This is a genomic window from Streptomyces canus, assembly GCF_041435015.1.
Taxonomy (GTDB): Bacteria; Actinomycetota; Actinomycetes; order Streptomycetales; family Streptomycetaceae; genus Streptomyces; species Streptomyces canus_G.
This window is the reverse complement of sequence record NZ_CP107989.1, coordinates 2,371,835-2,388,438: the sequence shown is the minus strand read 5'-3', so window position 1 is coordinate 2,388,438 and position 16,604 is coordinate 2,371,835. Positions and strand designations below refer to the sequence as shown.

The window sequence follows — 16,604 nt, the reverse complement described above, 5'->3', positions numbered from 1 at the left end:
GGAACAAGAGTTGCGGCCGGTCGGCTTGGAAGGCCGACCGGCCGCGGGTACACGATGACCGTCGCAGAATCCCGATCACACTGGCAATGGATTAATCCACCGGTGAATTGGACTAATCGATCATAGGGAGGTCACCGGGGGAGGACCGAGAAGACGAACGAGAACTCCGCCGGTTCGGCCCGCAGGTGGTACTGCGGCAGCGGGCCCGGTCCGCAGGACTGCGAGCCGATGCCGTGGTGGCCGTGGTCGAGGTTGACCCAGACCGTGTCACCGGGGGTGAGGTCGGTGAGGTGGGCGGCCGCGTCCAGCTGCTCGGTCGTCCAGCGCCGGGCGGTGAAGGAGAACTCCGGGTCGCCCTCGATCCGCAGGCCGCCGAGCTCCACCCAGCGGACGTCGGCGCGGGCGCCGTTCTCCTGCGGGCGCAGATACGGCGTCTGCAGCTCGTCCACGCTCGCCTGCCAGCGCCCGACCATGGACGCCTTCCTGGTGTCCGGGTAGGCCTCGCCGGGGCCACCGCCGAACCACTTCACCTGGTCGGCCTCGGGCAGTCCGAGCCGGATGCCGAGCCGCGGCAGCGGCTGGGTCCATTCGCCCTCGGGGCCGACGGACACCGTCAGGCGAAGCCGCGAGCCGTCCGAGGTCCAGCGGTACCCGACGGCGAGCCCCACCTCACGAGCGGCGGGCGCCACCCGGGTCCGGACCGTCAGTGCGTCCTCGCCGAGTTCCACCGAGTCCAGCCGGTGGCGCATCCTGTGCAGGCCCAGGGTCCGCCACAGAGAGCTGTAGCGGATGCCGGAGGCCCACTCCGTGCCCTCGTCGTTGTCGGTCGTCGCCCGCCACACGTCCAGCCGCGGGCTCTCGACGGCGACCCCGCCGATCGCCTTGAGGGCGCCGGTACGGCCGTCGAAGGACCCCGGGCCCAGGGTGATCAGCTTCTCGCCGCGCACCGGCCGGCCGGTGGGCGCGACGGAGGGCCGTACCCCTGAGGAGGCCGGGAACTGGCCCCACGCGACGACGTGGTCCTTCGGCGCCCAGACCGTGTCGGACGCCAGCAGCGCCCGCACCGTCCACTGCGCCTCCGCGGCCTCGTGCGCGGGCGGCTCCGGCAGCTTCAGGTCCGCCGACTCCCCGGGGGCCAGCGCGGGCACCGAGAGCGTGCCGGCCTCGACCGTCTCGCCGTCCACCTGGTACGACCACTCGAAGGCGAGCCCGGACAGGTCCGCGAAGTCGTACGTGTTGGTGATCCGTACGGTGCCCTGGGCGCCGTCGATGCGGACCGGCTCGATGACCTTCTTGTACTCGATCAGACCGGGGGAGGGCGTGCGGTCCGGGAAGATCAGGCCGTCGCAGACGAAGTTGCCGTCGTGCAGCTCCTCGCCGAAGTCACCGCCGTAGGCGTAACCGAGCTCGGCGTGCTTGACGCCGTGGTCGATCCACTCCCAGATGAAGCCGCCCTGGAGACGGTCGTACTTCTCGAACAGCTCCTGGTAGTCAGCGATGCCACCGGGGCCGTTGCCCATGGCGTGGCCGTACTCGCACTGGATGAAGGGGAGTGCGCGGCGCTTGTGGGTGCCGCCGTCGAGCTCCTTGCCGATCTGCTCGACCTCGGCGTGGTTCGCGTACATACGCGAGTACACGTCCGTGTCCCGGCAGTTCCAGTCGCCCTCGTAGTGCACCAGGCGCGAGGAGTCGCGGCCGTGGATCCACTCGGCCATCGCGGTCAGGCCGCGGCCGGTGCCGGCCTCGTTGCCCAGCGACCAGAAGACGATCGAGGGGTGGTTCTTGTCCCGCTCGACCATGCGGGCCGCGCGGTCCAGGAGGGCCGGGGTCCAGCGGTCGTCGTCGACGGGGTTGTCCCGCCAGTCCTGCTCGGTGAAGCCGTGGGTCTCCAGGTCGCACTCGTCGATGACCCACAGGCCGTACTCGTCGCACAGGTCCAGGAAGGCCGGGTGCGGCGGGTAGTGCGAGGTGCGCACCGCGTTGATGTTGTGCCGCTTCATCAGCAGCACGTCCTCGCGCATGGTCTCCAGGTCGAGGGTGCGGCCCTTCTCGGGGTGCCACTCGTGCCGGTTGACGCCCTTGAACAGGACCGCCTTGCCGTTGACCTTGATCAGACCGTCATCGAGGACGACCGTACGGAAGCCGATCCTGAGCGGGACCCGCTCGCCCTCGGTGACCAGTTCGCCGTCGTAGAGCCGGGGGCTCTCGGCGCTCCACGGCGCCACCAGGGTGGTAGCCGCCTCGCCGGTGGCGACATCGATGTCGAGGGCAGGCACGAGCACCCGTCCGTCGACGTCGGAGTCGACCCGCAGGGTGCCCTCGCCGGTGAGGTGGTCGTAGGAGGCGTGCACGAAGAAGTCGAGGACAGCGCCCGCCGGACGGTGCAGCAGGGTCACCTCACGGAAGATGCCCGGCAGCCACCACTGGTCCTGGTCCTCCAGGTAGGACCCGGCCGACCACTGGTGCACCCGGACCGCGAGGACGTTGCCCTTCGGCTTCAGCAGATGGCCGACCGCGAACTCGTGCGCGAGGCGGGAGCCCTTGAACTCACCGATGTCCGTGCCGTTGAGCCAGACCCGGGCGCAGGACTCGACGCCGTCGAACCGGATGACCGCGTCGCCGTCGGCGGGCCAGTCCTCCGGCAGGTCGAAGACGCGCAGGTGGTCGCCGGTCGGGTTCTCCGTCGGAACGTGCGGCGGGTCCACCGGGAAGGGGTAGAGGTGGTTGGTGTAGATGGGCAGCCCGAAGGCCCCGTCTCCCTGGAGGACCCAGTGCCCGGGGACCGTGACCTCGGCCCAGCCGTCGGCGTCGTATCCCTCCTCGGCGAAGGAGTCGTCCTCGGCGTCGGCGGTCGCCGAGAGCCGGAAGCGCCAGGCGCCGTCGAGGGGCAGGGCCTTCGCGTCGGAGGAGGCGTACCAGGCGCGGGGCGGGAGGGCCCCGCTGCCGGGTGAGACGTCCTCGACGTAGTCGAAAGCGCTGGTCGTGCGGAAAGACATCGGTCTCCAGGTCCTGAGAGAGAGGCGTCAGCCCTTGATGCCGGTCTGCGCGATCCCCTGGACCAGCCAGCGCTGGAGGAAGAGGAACACGAACACCAGGGGCAGGATGGAAATGGCGGCGGCCATGAAGATCAGGTGGAAGTTCACGGTCTGGTTGGTCATGAAGGAGGAGAGCGCGATCTGGACGGTCCAGGAACTCGGGTCCTGACCCATGACCAGGGGCCACAGGAAGGAGTTCCAGGCGCTGATGAACGTGATCGTGGCGATGGCCGCGAAGAAGTTCAGCGAGTTGGGCACGACGATCCGCCAGTACGCGCCCCAGTAGCCGAGCCCGTCCACGCGTGCCGCCTCCTCCAGCTCCTTCGGGAATCCCAGGAAGTACTGCCGGAACAGGAAGCAGGTGAAACCGCTGAACAGGCCCGGGATGATCAGACCACGATACGTGTCCACCCAGCCGAGGGACGAGACCAGCACGAAGCTGGGCACGAAGGTCACGGCCGTCGGAACCATCAGGGTCGCCAGGACGGCGTAGAAGACCTTGTCGGCGTGCTTGTACGGGATGCGGGCCAGGCCGTAACCGGCGAGGGAGCACATCAGAAGTGTGCCGAGGGTGGTCAGGACGGCGACCACCAGCGAGTTCCACAAGGAGCGGCCGAACTCGACCGTGGGGTCGTTGAAGAGCTCGGAGACGTTGCCCCACTGGAAGGAGGGCAGCACCTTCCAGTGCTCGCCCGTGATCTCAAGATCCGTGGAGAGGGAGTTGCGGACGATCAGGTAGAAGGGGATCAGGAACAGCAGGGCGGCGATGCCGACCGCTACGTACAGTCCCGCGTTGCCGAGGACGCCCCGACCCTTCTTGTGCTGCTTTCCGAGCTGAGGTGCGGTGGTGGTCACTTGGCCTCCTCCCCCCTTCCGAAGCCCATGAACTTGCCCTGGATCAGGGTGACGAGACAGATGAGAAGCGACAGGATGACCGCGCCCGCGCTGCCGGCGCCGTAGTCCTGGCTGGTACCGAGGGCCGTCTTGTAGAGCTCCATGAGCGGTGTCTGGGCCCAGGTCGCGTTCTGCCCGATGATGTTGAAGAACTCGTCGAACGCCTGGTACGCGGCGATGAGCAGCAGCAGGATCACGGCGGTCGAGGTGGCGCGCAGCTGCGGCAGCGTGATGTACCGGAAGGTCTGCCAGCCCGGCTTGGCGCCGTCGATGGCCGCGGCCTCGTACAGCTCGCCCGGGATGTTCTGCAGCGCCGCCAGGAAGAGGATCATGTAGAAGCCGGACTGGATCCACAGACGCAGGCTCACGATGACCACCCAGTACCAGGGCGGGCTGGGGTTGGCCAGATAGGCGATGTTCTCGACGCCGAACCAGCCGAGGACGGTGTTCATCAGGCCGAAGCGGACACCGCTGAAGATGGACATCTTCCAGATGAGCGCCGCGGCCACGTAGGAGACGGCGGTCGGCAGGAAGAACACCGAGCGGAAGAACGCCCGCATGAACCGCAGCCGGTGCACCAGCAGCGCCAGACCCAGCGACAGTGCCCAGGTGGTCGGCACGATGAACGCGGCGAACACGCTGAACGTCAGCAGTGAGTCGGGGAAGTTGCTGTTGGTCAGGATCTGCTTGTAGTTGTCGAAGCCGATGAAGTGGCTCGGCGTGACCGTGTAGCGGGCGTCGAAGAAGCTGAGCCAGATGCTCCAGCCGATCGGCACGAAGACGAAGATCACCAGGCCGATGAGGAAGGGCCCGGTGAAAAGCCAGAAGTTGAAGGTGGGGTTGCCCCGCAGGCCCCGCCGCGGCCGGGCCGGGGAGGCCTTGGCCGGGGCGGGCTGGGCGACCCCGCGCGTGGTGGTGGTCGACATGTCGTGGGGTTCCCTGCGGCCTATCCGAACAGCTTCTTGAGTTCGACGTTGACCTTCTTGTCGCAGGTGTCGAGCGCCGCCTCCGGGTTGCCGTTCTTACGGACGGAGGACGCGATCACCTCGGCGAACGCGGTCTGCATCGTCTGGTCGTAGGCGATGTTGTCGAAGTGGCCGTAGTCGGTGAAGAGCTTCACGCCCTCGGCGGGCAGGCCGGTCTTGAGCTTGGTGGCCGAGTTGGCGATCGAGGTGCGCGGCGGGATGTGGAAGCCGTACGAGGTGGCCCAGTCCTCCTGGTACTGCTTCTGGTCGATCCACAGCCACTTGACGTATTCCTTGGCGGCCTCGACGTTCTTGCCCTTGGCGTTGACGAAGATCGACCAGCCGCCGTTGTAGACGGACTGCTTGCCGGCGGACCCGATCTTCGGGAACGGGAAGATGCCGAGGTCGTCGCCGAGCGCCTGCTGCATGGCCGGCATGGACCACATGCCACCCCACTGCATGGCACACAGACCCTGGTTGAGCGACGAGGGGTCCCAGAAGTCGGTCGGGGCGTCGAGGAGCACGTTGCCGCTGGTGAACAGCTGGCGCAGCTGCTTGAGGCCCTCGGCGACGCCATCCGTGTGGTAGGCGATCTCGTTGTTGGCGTTGATGGTGTCGGCACCGGCGGACCAGATGATGACGTTCTGGATCGCGGTGAAGTCGTTGCCGAGGAAGACGCCCTTGACCTTGCCGGTGGTGAGCTTGGCGGCGGCCTCGATCAGCTCGTCCAGGGTGGTGGGGACCTCGACCTTGGCCTTCTCGAACATCGACTTGCGGTAGTAGAAGAACTGCGGGTCGTCGATCATCCGTATCCCGTAGATCTTCCCGTCGACCGTGTGGGACTTGATGTCGTTCGGGTTGAAGTCGTCCTTGACCGGGTCGATCAGGTCGGTCAGGTCCGCCACCTGGCCGCTCTTGACGAGCTGGAGCTGCGGGTGGAACTCGAAGACGTCGGGCGCCTTCTTGGTGAGCAGGGCCGCGAAGAGCGCGGACTCGAAGTTGTTGCCCGTGATCCAGTTGGTGCTGACGTCGGCCTTCTTGTACGCGGCCGCGTACTTCTTGATGGCCTGCTCCGTGCCCGCCTCGCCGTAGGCGTGGAAGTACTGGGTGAGCGCGTCGCCCGATCCTCCGCTGCTCCGGCCGGTGTTCCCGCCGCACGCGGCCAGTCCGCCGGCGGCGGCCAGGCCCATCGCGGCCTGCAGAACGTTTCGACGGTTCCAGTTGCTGTTGCTCAATGCCGACATGCTGACGTCCTTGTCTCGAATACGGCTGCGGCTCTGTGCCATGGCTCTGCGGCTCAGTGCCAGGTGGCTCAAATGGACCTGCGGTGCGGGACGTTAACCTTCGGCTAAGGCTTCGGCAAGGGGTTGGACGAAGTCTGCTCGAAGCGTTGTGCGGCGTTCGGGATACCGGACGTCTCGGGGTTGCGGGCCGCCGCACCAGCGGCCCGCAACCCCCTTGCGGATGTGCTGTGTTACTGCCTGAACCAGGCCTGGTTGGTCCCGCCGTTGCAGGACCACAGGCCGACCTTGCTGCCTTCGGCCGTCGCCTGTCCGCCGACGTCCAGGCAGGTGCCGGACGCCTCACTGACGACTTGGCCGTTGGAGTTCAGCAGCCATTGCTGGCTGCCGTCACGGGTCGCTTCCGGGCTCGTCGTGAGCCCCGACCTCCCCGCGGTCAGATAGCCGTTCACGCCCTTCAGGCGGCCCTTCGCGTCGTACGACCACACCCGCTCGGACCCGCCCGTGCAGCTGCTGATCGCCGCACCCGAGGCGTTCGCGGTCAGGCACTTGCCGGACTGCTTGCCCTGGAGCGCGCCCGTGACCGCCGACGTGCCGTGGCCCTTCTGGTCGAGGACGTACGTCGTGATGGACCGGGCCGGCAGGGTCGCCGAGGCGGTGCCGCCCTTGACCGACGGCTTCGCCACGTTCGCCCAGCTCTCGGTCGCCGACGTCCGCACGGCCTTGCTCGCACGGACCGGCGCCTTGCTGTTGAAGTGCAGCTTCACCGCGGTGTCGGTGGTGTTGTGGTTGTTGACCACGACGACCCACTTGCCGTGGTCGTCGTACGTCGACACCTCGACGCCGTCCGGTACGCCGGTCACGTTGTGGGCGACCGAGCCCGGCCGGACGAACTTGCTGTACTGGCCGAGCGCGTAGTAGCGCTTGGTGTAGTACAGGGTCTGGTTGCCGTTGGTGGCGTAGTTCGGGTCGTAGTAGATCAGGCCGTCGTTCCAGCCCTCGCTGTTCTTCGCGAGGGGGTCGGAGCCGATCTGCTCCGAGAGGGCGACCCACCACTGGAACGCCGAGTCGTGCGCGGTCGCGAAGTCCTTGTAGATGATCCGGGAGAGGTTCAGACCACCGTCGATCGTGGGGTCGTACTCCTGCGCCCAGCCCGTGCCGCCGTTGCCGAAGCAGCAGATCTCCGTGGACCAGGACTGCTTGCCGACCGACTTGGACGTCTCGTAGATCTTCGCCCGCTGGTCGTCGCCCGGGTTGTTGTACGTGTGGTGGGCGAGCTTGTCGACGTACTGGGCGGTGTCCGGCTGCGAGATCCACTGCGGGACCTCGGTGTTGAAGCTCACCGTGGAGCTGGACTCGTCCGCGATGATGCCGGTCCGCTGGTGCCGGGCCTGCTGCTCGGCGCCCAACGCCCGCACGATGTCGTCGCGTTGGTCGACCGGCACCAGCATGCCCTCCTGGCCGCAGTCGTCGAAGCTGTTGGTCGGCTCGTTGAAGGGGCTGATGTAGTCGAACTTCACGCCCTGCTTCGCGAAGTGGTCGGTGACGTCGGCGACGTACCTGGCGTAGTCCTGCGTGTTCTCCGCCTTCAGATAACCGCCGCAGCTCTTGGCGTTGGTCTTCCACTGCGCCGGCGCACTGTTGACGAAGGCGATCAGGTCCTTCACGCCGTACTTGGCGGCCGCGTACAGGAACGTACGGCCCGCCTTGTCCTTGCTCCAGTCGTACGACGCGTCGTCCTTGACGAAGGTCTCGGGGGCGCGCGGCGCGTAGGTCACACCGGTGCCGCCACCGCCGATGTTGTAGCGGTAACTGCTCAGCGCCAGGCCGTCCTTGGAGAACAGCAGCCTGGACACCCGGGCCTGGACCTTCGGGTCGAAGTTCTTCAGGTCGTTGACCCACCAGGCGCCCGAGGCACCGATGTTGTCGATGGTCTGGGCGGCGTGCGGGGACACCTCGGCCACCGTGGGGGTGGCGGCCGAGGCGGGCGGGGCGGATATCAGGGGTCCCGCGACAGCGAACGCGGCTGCGGCTGTCAGCAGGGCCGATCTCGTGCGGTGGGGGTGAGACACGTGCATCCCTTCCGTCGTCATGAAGGTGGTGCGGTACGGCTCCTAGCGGGGGTCGTGCGTCTTCGTCCTTGCGGGGGTGGTGCGTTTCGCAGACCTCTGTCCGACCGACTGGAGCGCCCCTTCGAGCGCGAACGTCGCCGCGCCCAGACACGCCGGGTCCGTCGGGATCGGGGAGAGGACGATCTCGGTGGCGGCCATCGGCCGGGGCAGCGCGTGCCGGGCGACGGCCTCGCGCACCTCCGCGACCAGGGGCTCGCCGAGGGCGGCCGCGACCCAGCTGCTGAGCACGACCACCTCGGGGTTGAACAGGTTGACCAGGTGCGCGATGGAGGCGCCCAGGTAACGGGCGGTGTGCCGGACGACCTTGACCGCGACCGGGTCCTGGGTGAGCATCCCCCGGGCCAGCGCGGCGATCGTCGCCGTCTGGTCGCCCGGGTGCAGCAGCTCGCTGTCGGGGCTCAGCTCCCGCAGGTTCAGCATGATCCCGGGCGCTCCCACGTACGTCTCCACGCAGCCGTGGTTGCCGCAGCGGCACAGGCGTCCGTCCAGGACGATCGTGTTGTGGCCCCACTCGCCGGCGCTGTTGGAGACACCGCGATGCAGGGCGCCGCCCAGGACGAGCCCGGCGCCCACGCCGGTCCCGAGGGTGACCACCACGGCGTTCCCGCTCCCGCGCGCCGCCCCGAACCACAGCTCGGCCACGGCGACGGCACGCAGCGGGTTGTCCAGGTAGAGCGGGTAGGCGATGTACTCGGAGAGCAGGTCGACCAGCGGCACGTCGTGCCAGTCCCAGTTGGGGGCGTACTCCGAGATGCCGGTGGCGCGGTCCACCTGCCCCGGCACGCTCACGCCGACGCCGAGCACCCGGGCGCCCTCGATCCCGGCCTGGGTGACCACCGAGCCGACGGCGGCGGCGACATGGCCGACCAGCTGCTCGGGGAGGCTCTCGCCGGGGCGGACGTCCTCCTCGGCGCGGGCCAGCACGTTCAGTGCGAGGTCGAACAGTTCGACATGGACGTACGTCTCCGCGATGTCCACGCCGATCAACGCGCCCCCCGACGCGTTGACCGCCACGAGCCCCCGGGGGCGCCCGCCCGCCGACTCCTCGAACCCGACCTCCGTGATCATGCGGAGGTCGAGCAGCTCGCCCACGAGCGTGGCGACCGTGGCCAGGCTCAGCCCGGTGGCCGCCGCCAGTTCCTGCCGGGAGGTGGGTGACTCGGCGATGATCTGGCGCAACACCTCGTAGCGGTTCGCGGTGCGGATGTCACGTGATGTGCGCTTCATCGGGGCCGGCCCCCATCCCTTCGCTCATGCCGGGACGACAGTGGCACCGGCGCGGCGCAAGATTATGGGCAGCGGGGACTTTGTACAAGGGGTTAGGAAAGGGGCTTTATAAAGTCAGTCGCTGAGTACGGTCCGGACGAAGGCGTTGGCGAATTTTCCCTCGGGGTCCAGCTCACGCGCCAGCTTGCGGAAGTCGCCGAGCCTCGGGTAGCGCTCGCGCAGCAGGTCCGCGGGTGTGGTGAACACCTTTCCCCAGTGCGGCCGCGCGTCGAAGGCGTCCAGCGCCTCCTCCAGCCGGCGCACCACCGGCAGGACGGCCGCGGTGTCCTCGATCCAGGTGAAGTGCAGGGCCACGGTGTCCCGGCCGTAGCAGGGGCTCAGCCACTGCTCGTCGGCGGCCACCGTCCGCACCTCGCAGGTCTGGAGCACCCCGGCGACCGTGTCCCGGATGCCGTCCACCGCGTGCAGCGCCTCGACGGCGTGCTCACGCGGCAGCAGGTACTCCGACTGGAGTTCCGCCCCACTGCTCGGCGTGAACTCCGCCCGGAAGTGCGGCAGTCGGTCCTGCCAGGGACCCGCCACCCCGAACTGCTCGGTGCAGTTGACCGCGGGCATCCCCGGCACCGGATGCATCTTCTCGGTGGCGGGCGCGGCCCACGGGAAGTCGGCGAGCGGCTGGTCCGTCCGCCGCTTGACCCAGGCCTGCCGGAAGCCCGGCGCCCGCCAGTCGGTGAACAGGCTGACGCTGTACGCCGATCCCATGACCGTCCCGAAGGTCGCCGAGTCCAGCCCGTCGAGGGGGAGTTCGGTGAAGACGTACTGCTCCACGTCGAAGGAGGGCACGAGGTCCAGGGTGAGCGCGGTGACGACACCGAGCGCGCCCAGCGAGGTGACGGCCCCGCCGAAGCGCGGGTCGTCCCGGCCGATGGTCAGCACGGAGCCGTCCGCCGTGATCAGCTCCACCTCGCGCACGGCCGACGAGAGCGGACCGTTGCCCACGCCCGAGCCGTGGGTGCCGGTCGCCACCGAGCCGGCCACGGAAATGTGCGGCAGCGAAGCCATGTTGGGCAGCGCGAGGCCGTGGGTGTACACCAGGCGGGCGAGTTCGGCGTAGCGGACGCCGCCCGAGACCCGTACCGTACGGGCCGCTGTGTCCACGTCGATCACCGGCGGCAGGTCGGCGATCGACAGCAGCACGCCCTCGGGGCCCGGCTCGGCGATCTCGTTGAAGGAGTGCCCGCTGCCCAGCACCCGCACGCTCGCGCTGCCCGCGACCAGGGCGGCGACGTGGTCGAGCGAGTGCGGCCGGTGCAGTTCCCTGGCGGAGTAGGTGATGTTCCCCGCCCAGTTGGTGATCGTCTCCGACATGTCCGTCGTTCCTCCCGGAAGTGTGTATGCGTTGACCGTTACCGAGACCGTAGTCAGGTCTCAGCATTCCGGACGTTTCCGCCGGGAAGGTCCGTCTCGTCACCAGAACGTGAGGGCTTCGGCTTGAGTACGGTCTCTCGCTTCCGTCTGCCGCTGGTGCGGCAGGGTTGCGCCACCTGCCCGCCCCGCCTCCGCCTTGCGGCGGGGGCGGGTGGTGCGGGTCTTCTGGTCGGCTCCACGAGGCTTCGACACCGCAGGGGCGGTGTCCTGGTCTCCGGCCACTCCGGTACCAGTTGTTGCGGCTGCCGCGAGCGCGGCGAGGTTGAGTGCGGCGTTGTCGTCCCGGTCGATGACCAGACCGCAGGCGTCGCACCGGTAGGTCCTCACGTGCAGCGGCAGTTTGGCTTTCACCGCGCCGCACCCGGAACAGGTCTTCGAGGAGGGGTACCAGCGGTCCGCCACGATGGTGCGGGTGGCGTGGCGCTGGCGGGTCTTGTAGGTGAGCTGGCGGCGGATCTCCCCGAACCCGGCGTCGGCGATCCTTCGCGCGAGACGCCGGTTGCGGAGCATCCCGGCGACGTTGAGGTCTTCGACCACGACCGTGCCGTACTCGGCCGCCACGGCGGTGGTGAGCTTGTGCAGGGCGTCCGCGCGAAGGTTGGCCACCCGGTGATGCACCTTGTTGCGGGCGGCGTTGGCCTTCTCCCACCGCTTCGACGGCTTCTGCCCGGTCCGCCGGTCGGGGCCCTGCCGTCGGGAGACGACGCGGGAGGCGCGGCGCAGGTGCTTGCGTGCCCGGTCGTGGTGCCCGGGATTGGCGATGGTGCGGATCTCGCCGGTGCTGTCGGCCATGACCGCGAGGGACTTCACCCCCAGGTCGATCCCGACCGCCACGTCCGGCCGCGCCACGGGTTCGAGGTCCCGCTTGACCTCGGCCTGGAACGAGACGAACCAGCGTCCGCGCTCGTGCCGCACGGTCGCGGACAGGATCCGGGCCGTCCCGGCCTGGACGCGGGCGAGGAGCTTCACGGTGGGCTCGTGGGTGCGGATCGTGCCCAGCCGGGGCAGAGTGACGTGACGGCCGTCGGTGTCCACGCGGATCACGCCGGTGGTGAACCGGCAGGCAAGGCGCGCGGTTCCGCTTCGACTTCAACTGCGGCGCACCCATCCGCTTGCCGCGCCGCTTGCCCCTCTTGGACTTCGCGTAGTTGTCGAACGCGGCCGACGCGTTCGCCAGGCCGGTGGAGTACGCCTCCTTCGAGTTCTGCTCCCACCAGGCGGCGAACCTCGGATCGGTGTGCTTGGCCTCGTTGAACGCCTTCCGCAGCGCGGGCAGCGACCACGGCCGCCACTTGGTCAGCCCGGCCCCGCCGATGCCGTAGGACTCCTCCGCGCGGCGCTGCCACCAGGAGGCGCTCACCCAGCCGACGGCCCAGTTGTAGGCGGCACGCGCCGCGCCGCAGTGCGAGCGCAGGGCATGCTCCTGGGTGGCGTTCGGGTCCAGTGCGAAGCGGTACGCCTGCACCACGAACCCGGGCTGCGGCTGGAACTTCTTCACTCGGCGGCCTCGCCGGTCGCTACGGCCACCGCGCGGGCGGCCCGGTTCTTCGCTGCCCGCCGCCCGTACCGGCGGGCGCACAGGGAGGTGAGCACCTCGGTGATGTCGCGTACCAGGTCATCGGCGGTCTCGGTGGGGTCGAGGACGACCAGGCGCCGCCCGGACGCCGACAGCGCGGCCTCCAGGTGCTCGACGCCGAAGCGGGCCAGCCGGTCGCGGTGCTCGACCACGATCACCGCGGTCTGCGGGTCGGACAGCAGCCGGTGCAGCTTGCGGCGCCGCCCGTTCAACCCGGATCCCACCTCGGTGACGACCTCAGCGACGGCCAGACCCAGCCCGTTCGCGCCGGACACGACCCGGGCGGCCTGCCGCTCAAGATCGGCTTTCTGGTCAACGGACGACACGCGGCAGTACGCCACCACACGCCCGGACGGCTGGACGGCGACCTCGTCGACCAACCACGTCCCGGACGGCGCCTGGCGAACGGGGACGGGCATCTTCCCGTCCTTCACCCACCGCCAGGCGGTCTGGTAGCTCACGCCCTGCTGACGGGCCCACTCCGAAAGCTTCACGAGACCAAGTTACGTGAGGCAGACGACTAGGGATGACTATGAATGACTAGAAAATCTGTAGTAGCTTTCACCCCTCATTTGTCGGGGCCTACCGTAGAGAGCGTTTTCTACAACCTTTCCGTCGGTCTGGAGGATCACCACCTTGCCCGAGCGACCCCAGGCGCTGTTCGCCATGACCGCCGAGAACGTGCCGCTCGTCTTCCCGCCCGAGGTGCTGGCCCGGCTGCGGGAGTCCGTGGAGATCGACCCCGGGCTGGTGGCCGAGGACCTCACCGACCCGGCGCTCGCGGACGTCCTGGCCCGCACCGAGATCCTCGTGACCGGCTGGGGCTGCCCCCGCCTGGACGCGGCCGTCCTCGACGCGGCCCCGAAACTCCGGGCCGTCCTGCATTCGGCCGGCTCGGTCAAGGGCTTCGCCACTCCCGAGGTCTGGCGGCGCGGGATCGCCGTGTCCTCGGCGGCCGAGGCCAACGCGGTGCCCGTCGCCGAGTACACGCTCGCCGTGATCCTGCTCGCCGGCAAGGACGTCTTCGTGCGCCGGGAGCGGTTGCGCACCGAGGGGGCGCCTCCCGGCTGGGGGGTCGTGCCCGGCATCGGCAACCACGGGCGGCGGGTCGGCGTGATCGGGGCGTCCCGGATCGGGCGGAAGGTGATCGAGCTGCTGCGGCCGTTCGACCTCTCGGTGAGTCTGACGGACCCGTACGTCGACGAGAGCGCGGCCTCGGAGCTGGGTGTCCCGCTGCTGCCGCTGGACGAGCTCCTGCGCACCTCGGAGATCGTGACCGTCCACGCCCCGGAGACCCCCGAGACCCGGCATCTCATCGGTCGCCGCGAACTGGCACTGATGCCGGACGGAGCGGTGCTGGTCAACACCGCGCGCGGGTCGCTCGTCGCCACGGACGCCCTCGTCGCGGAACTGCGGTCGGGCCGCCTCTCCGCGGTCCTTGACGTCACCGACCCGGAGCCCCTGCCCGCCGACTCGCCGCTGCACGAGCTCCCGGGTGCCTTCGTCACGCCGCACCTCGCGGGGTCGCAGGGCAACGAACTGGCGCGGCTGGGCCTGGCGGTCGCGGAAGAGGCGGAACGGGTGGTGTCCGGGGCGAGGGTGGCGTTCCCGGTGACGTTCGACGCGCTGGAGCGCGGGGCCTGACGCTTCGGTGGCCTGACTGGTCAGGGGCCAGGCCTGACGCGTCGGTAGCCTGCCTGGTCATGAGCCCCGAATCCGGCCCCGAGCCTCGACTCGAACGCCTCCCCGCCTCCCTCCCGCAGACCGAGCTCACCCGGCATCGCCGCCTGCGCGAGCAGGGCAGTCTGGACCGGGCCGATCTGGAGGCGATCCTCGACGCCGGTTTCGTCTGTCATCTGGGTGTGGTGGTCGAGGGGCGGCCCCTGGTCGTGCCCACGGTGTACGGGTGGGACGAGCGACAGCTGTACGTGCACGGCTCGGTGGCCGGCCGCAGCCTCGCGGGCGGTACGCCGGTCTGTGTCACGGTCACGCACGTCGACGGGCTGGTCCTCGCGCGGTCCGTCTTCGAGCACGGCGTCAACTACCGCAGCGCCGTGATCCACGGTGAGGCCCGCAGGGTGACCGACCCGCAGGAGAAGCTCGCGGGCCTGCGCCGGCTGACTGACCACGCGGCGCCGGGTCAGTGGGCGTACGCCCGGCAGCCGAGCCGCAAGGAACTCGCGGCCACCACCCTGCTGGCCGTCTCCCTCGAGGAGGCTTCCGTCAAGATCCGTACCGGTGCGCCCGACGACGGCGAGGGACCCGACGCGGCGCTGGGGCTGTGGGCCGGTGTGCTTCCGCTCACCTCGACCTGGGACGCGCCTGTTCCCGACCCGCTGCTGCCGCAGGAAACGCCCGTACCCACCCATATAGCTCGCCGTGAGGGGACCCGGCACGGGTGATGCCGGCGCGAGGGCATACCGTGAGGAGTCGGTCGTACGTCTGAGCCGGGAGGAGACACGGGATGGGCAGCCGTACCGCGCTGGTCGAGGATCTGATGGAGCGGTTTCCGCAGGTGCCGCGGGAAGCCGTCTTCAAAGAGGACCTGCTGCGAGGTGGCGTGGCCTTCGACCCGTCCGCCCTCAGCGACAACGAGTCGGGGGAGATGAAGCCGAAGTCGTACTTCATCTTCTCCTTCGACCACGGCACCCTGCCGGAGCTCGGCGAGGCCGCGCTGCGGCGCCCGCCGGAGGAGATCATCCTCACCGGCGGGCCGTACGACCTCAGGCGGACCGTGGTGTCGGTGCGGGTGAACCCCGCCTCGCCCTACCGCGTGGCGGCCGACGACTCCGGCATGCTCGGGCTCTACCTCGACGGCAAGCGGATCGCCGACGTGGGTGTGCCGCCGATGCCGGAGTACTACCGGCACAAGCTCTCCAACGGGAAGTCCGTGATGGAGGTCGCCCCGACCATCCAGTGGGGCTACCTGATCTATCTGACCGTCTTCCGGGTGTGCCAGTACTTCGGCGCCAAGGAGGAGTGCCAGTACTGCGACATCAACCACAACTGGCGCCAGCACAAGGCGGCGGGGCGGCCGTACACGGGCGTCAAGGACGTGGACGAGGTCCTGGAGGCGCTCGAGATCATCAACCGGTACGACACCGCCAAGGTGTCCACCGCCTACACGCTCACCGGCGGCGCGATCACCTCGAAGCTCCAGGGCCGTGACGAGGCCGACTTCTACGGCATGTACGCGAAGGCCATCGAGGAGCACTTCCCGGGCCGCTGGATCGGCAAGGTCGTCGCGCAGGCGCTGCCGAAGGACGACGTGCAGCGCTTCAAGGACTACGGCGTGCAGATCTACCACCCCAACTACGAGGTGTGGGACGAGTATCTCTTCAAGATGTACTGCCCGGGCAAGGAGCGGTACGTCGGCCGGGACGAGTGGCACAAGCGGATCCTGGACTCGGCGGAGGTCTTCGGCGCGCGCAATGTGATCCCCAATTTCGTGGCGGGCGTGGAGATGGCCGAGCCGTTCGGCTTCAAGACGGTCGACGAGGCCATCGCGTCCACGACGGAGGGCCTGCGCTTCTTCATGTCGCACGGGATCACGCCCCGCTTCACCACGTGGTGCCCCGAGCCCACGACCCCGCTCGGCAAGGCCAACCCGCAGGGCGCGCCGCTGGAGTACCACATCCGGCTGCTCCAGGCCTATCGCCGGACGATGGACGACTTCGGACTGTCCTCGCCCCCCGGCTACGGCCCGCCCGGACCCGGTCGTGCCGTCTTCTCCGTGAGCTCCTTCATGGACAGCCTTCCGGCGCAGGAGCCGGTCGAGGTGTAACTCCTCACCGCCGAAACGGACGGGCGCGGGCCGCGGAGACCTTGGGGATCCGCGGCCCGCTCTGATGTGCCGAATGATTTATCGACAAGGTGACCGTAGTGGCCGCTGCTCCGCACATTTCGCGATGAGTTGCACCCGGTGTCGAGATTTCCCGGCGTTCTTTCCGTATAACTCTCGTAACAGCGCTCCCGGTCATGTGCTCCGACCGCTGGCGCGAACCCTCGGTAACCGATTTGAATAGCCTGCTTGTCAGTTGTGTGGGAGACGTGAAAGGCTCCTGTCCTGCCGCGAGGTTCCCCCCAACTCCTTTGCCAGTATGGCG

General features: G+C 69.0%; 13 protein-coding genes and 1 pseudogene. 4 read left to right on the top strand and 10 right to left on the bottom strand.

Going from position 1 to position 16,604, the window contains the following annotated elements:
* Positions 1-131 precede the first annotated feature (131 nt).
* From OG841_RS10680 to OG841_RS10645, 8 genes are all read right to left on the bottom strand, one after another.
* A complete protein-coding gene (locus tag OG841_RS10680) occupies positions 132-2,996 on the bottom strand; it encodes a glycoside hydrolase family 2 TIM barrel-domain containing protein (RefSeq protein ID WP_365122159.1) in 2,865 nt (954 codons plus the stop codon).
* A gap of 27 nt (positions 2,997-3,023) precedes the next feature.
* Positions 3,024-3,890, bottom strand: coding sequence for a carbohydrate ABC transporter permease (locus tag OG841_RS10675; RefSeq protein WP_328641639.1), 867 nt, complete (start codon positions 3,888-3,890; stop codon positions 3,024-3,026).
* Complete coding sequence (locus OG841_RS10670; protein WP_328641640.1) at positions 3,887-4,855, bottom strand: carbohydrate ABC transporter permease; 969 nt, start codon at positions 4,853-4,855, stop codon at positions 3,887-3,889. Before OG841_RS10670 ends, OG841_RS10675 begins: the two co-directional genes overlap by 4 nt.
* A gap of 20 nt (positions 4,856-4,875) precedes the next feature.
* Positions 4,876-6,138 (bottom strand): ABC transporter substrate-binding protein, encoded by a 1,263-nt coding sequence (locus OG841_RS10665; protein ID WP_328641641.1) that lies wholly within the window; start codon positions 6,136-6,138, stop codon positions 4,876-4,878.
* 230 nt (positions 6,139-6,368) lie between these two features.
* Positions 6,369-8,213 carry a glycoside hydrolase gene (locus OG841_RS10660; protein WP_328641642.1) on the bottom strand — a complete coding sequence of 615 codons (1,845 nt, stop codon included), beginning with the start codon at positions 8,211-8,213 and terminating at the stop codon, positions 6,369-6,371.
* A 36-nt stretch (positions 8,214-8,249) separates the two neighbouring features.
* On the bottom strand, positions 8,250-9,494 hold the full coding sequence (locus OG841_RS10655; protein ID WP_326662660.1) for an ROK family transcriptional regulator: 1,245 nt from the start codon (positions 9,492-9,494) through the stop codon (positions 8,250-8,252).
* Between the two features lie 114 nt (positions 9,495-9,608).
* A complete protein-coding gene (locus OG841_RS10650) occupies positions 9,609-10,862 on the bottom strand; it encodes a D-arabinono-1,4-lactone oxidase (RefSeq protein WP_371564594.1) in 1,254 nt (417 codons plus the stop codon).
* Positions 10,863-10,961: 99 nt separating this feature from the next.
* Complete coding sequence (locus OG841_RS10645) at positions 10,962-11,966, bottom strand: RNA-guided endonuclease TnpB family protein (protein ID WP_371564592.1); 1,005 nt, start codon at positions 11,964-11,966, stop codon at positions 10,962-10,964.
* Positions 11,967-12,070: 104 nt separating this feature from the next.
* Here OG841_RS10645 and OG841_RS10640 point away from each other — a divergent pair, with 104 nt between their 5' ends.
* Positions 12,071-12,244: a hypothetical protein gene (locus tag OG841_RS10640; RefSeq protein ID WP_371564590.1), complete on the top strand. Its 174-nt coding sequence runs from the start codon at positions 12,071-12,073 to the stop codon at positions 12,242-12,244.
* An 89-nt stretch (positions 12,245-12,333) separates the two neighbouring features.
* Here the strand turns inward: OG841_RS10640 and OG841_RS10635 are convergent.
* Together OG841_RS10635 and OG841_RS10630 are read right to left on the bottom strand one after the other, a co-directional pair.
* Positions 12,334-12,387, bottom strand: a pseudogene (locus OG841_RS10635) (hypothetical protein); the annotation flags it as partial.
* Between the two features lie 29 nt (positions 12,388-12,416).
* The gene (locus OG841_RS10630; protein WP_328641645.1) at positions 12,417-12,992 is read right to left on the bottom strand and encodes an IS607 family transposase; all 576 of its coding nucleotides are present in this window, start codon (positions 12,990-12,992) and stop codon (positions 12,417-12,419) included.
* A 142-nt stretch (positions 12,993-13,134) separates the two neighbouring features.
* Here OG841_RS10630 and OG841_RS10625 point away from each other — a divergent pair, with 142 nt between their 5' ends.
* The 3 genes from OG841_RS10625 (at position 13,135) to OG841_RS10615 (ending at position 16,282) form a co-directional block, all read left to right on the top strand.
* A complete protein-coding gene (locus tag OG841_RS10625; RefSeq protein ID WP_371564585.1) occupies positions 13,135-14,142 on the top strand; it encodes a hydroxyacid dehydrogenase in 1,008 nt (335 codons plus the stop codon).
* A 59-nt stretch (positions 14,143-14,201) separates the two neighbouring features.
* Positions 14,202-14,900, top strand: coding sequence for a pyridoxamine 5'-phosphate oxidase family protein (locus tag OG841_RS10620; protein WP_371564583.1), 699 nt, complete (start codon positions 14,202-14,204; stop codon positions 14,898-14,900).
* A 62-nt stretch (positions 14,901-14,962) separates the two neighbouring features.
* The gene (locus OG841_RS10615; RefSeq protein ID WP_266557771.1) at positions 14,963-16,282 is read left to right on the top strand and encodes a radical SAM protein; all 1,320 of its coding nucleotides are present in this window, start codon (positions 14,963-14,965) and stop codon (positions 16,280-16,282) included.
* Positions 16,283-16,604: the final 322 nt, after the last annotated feature.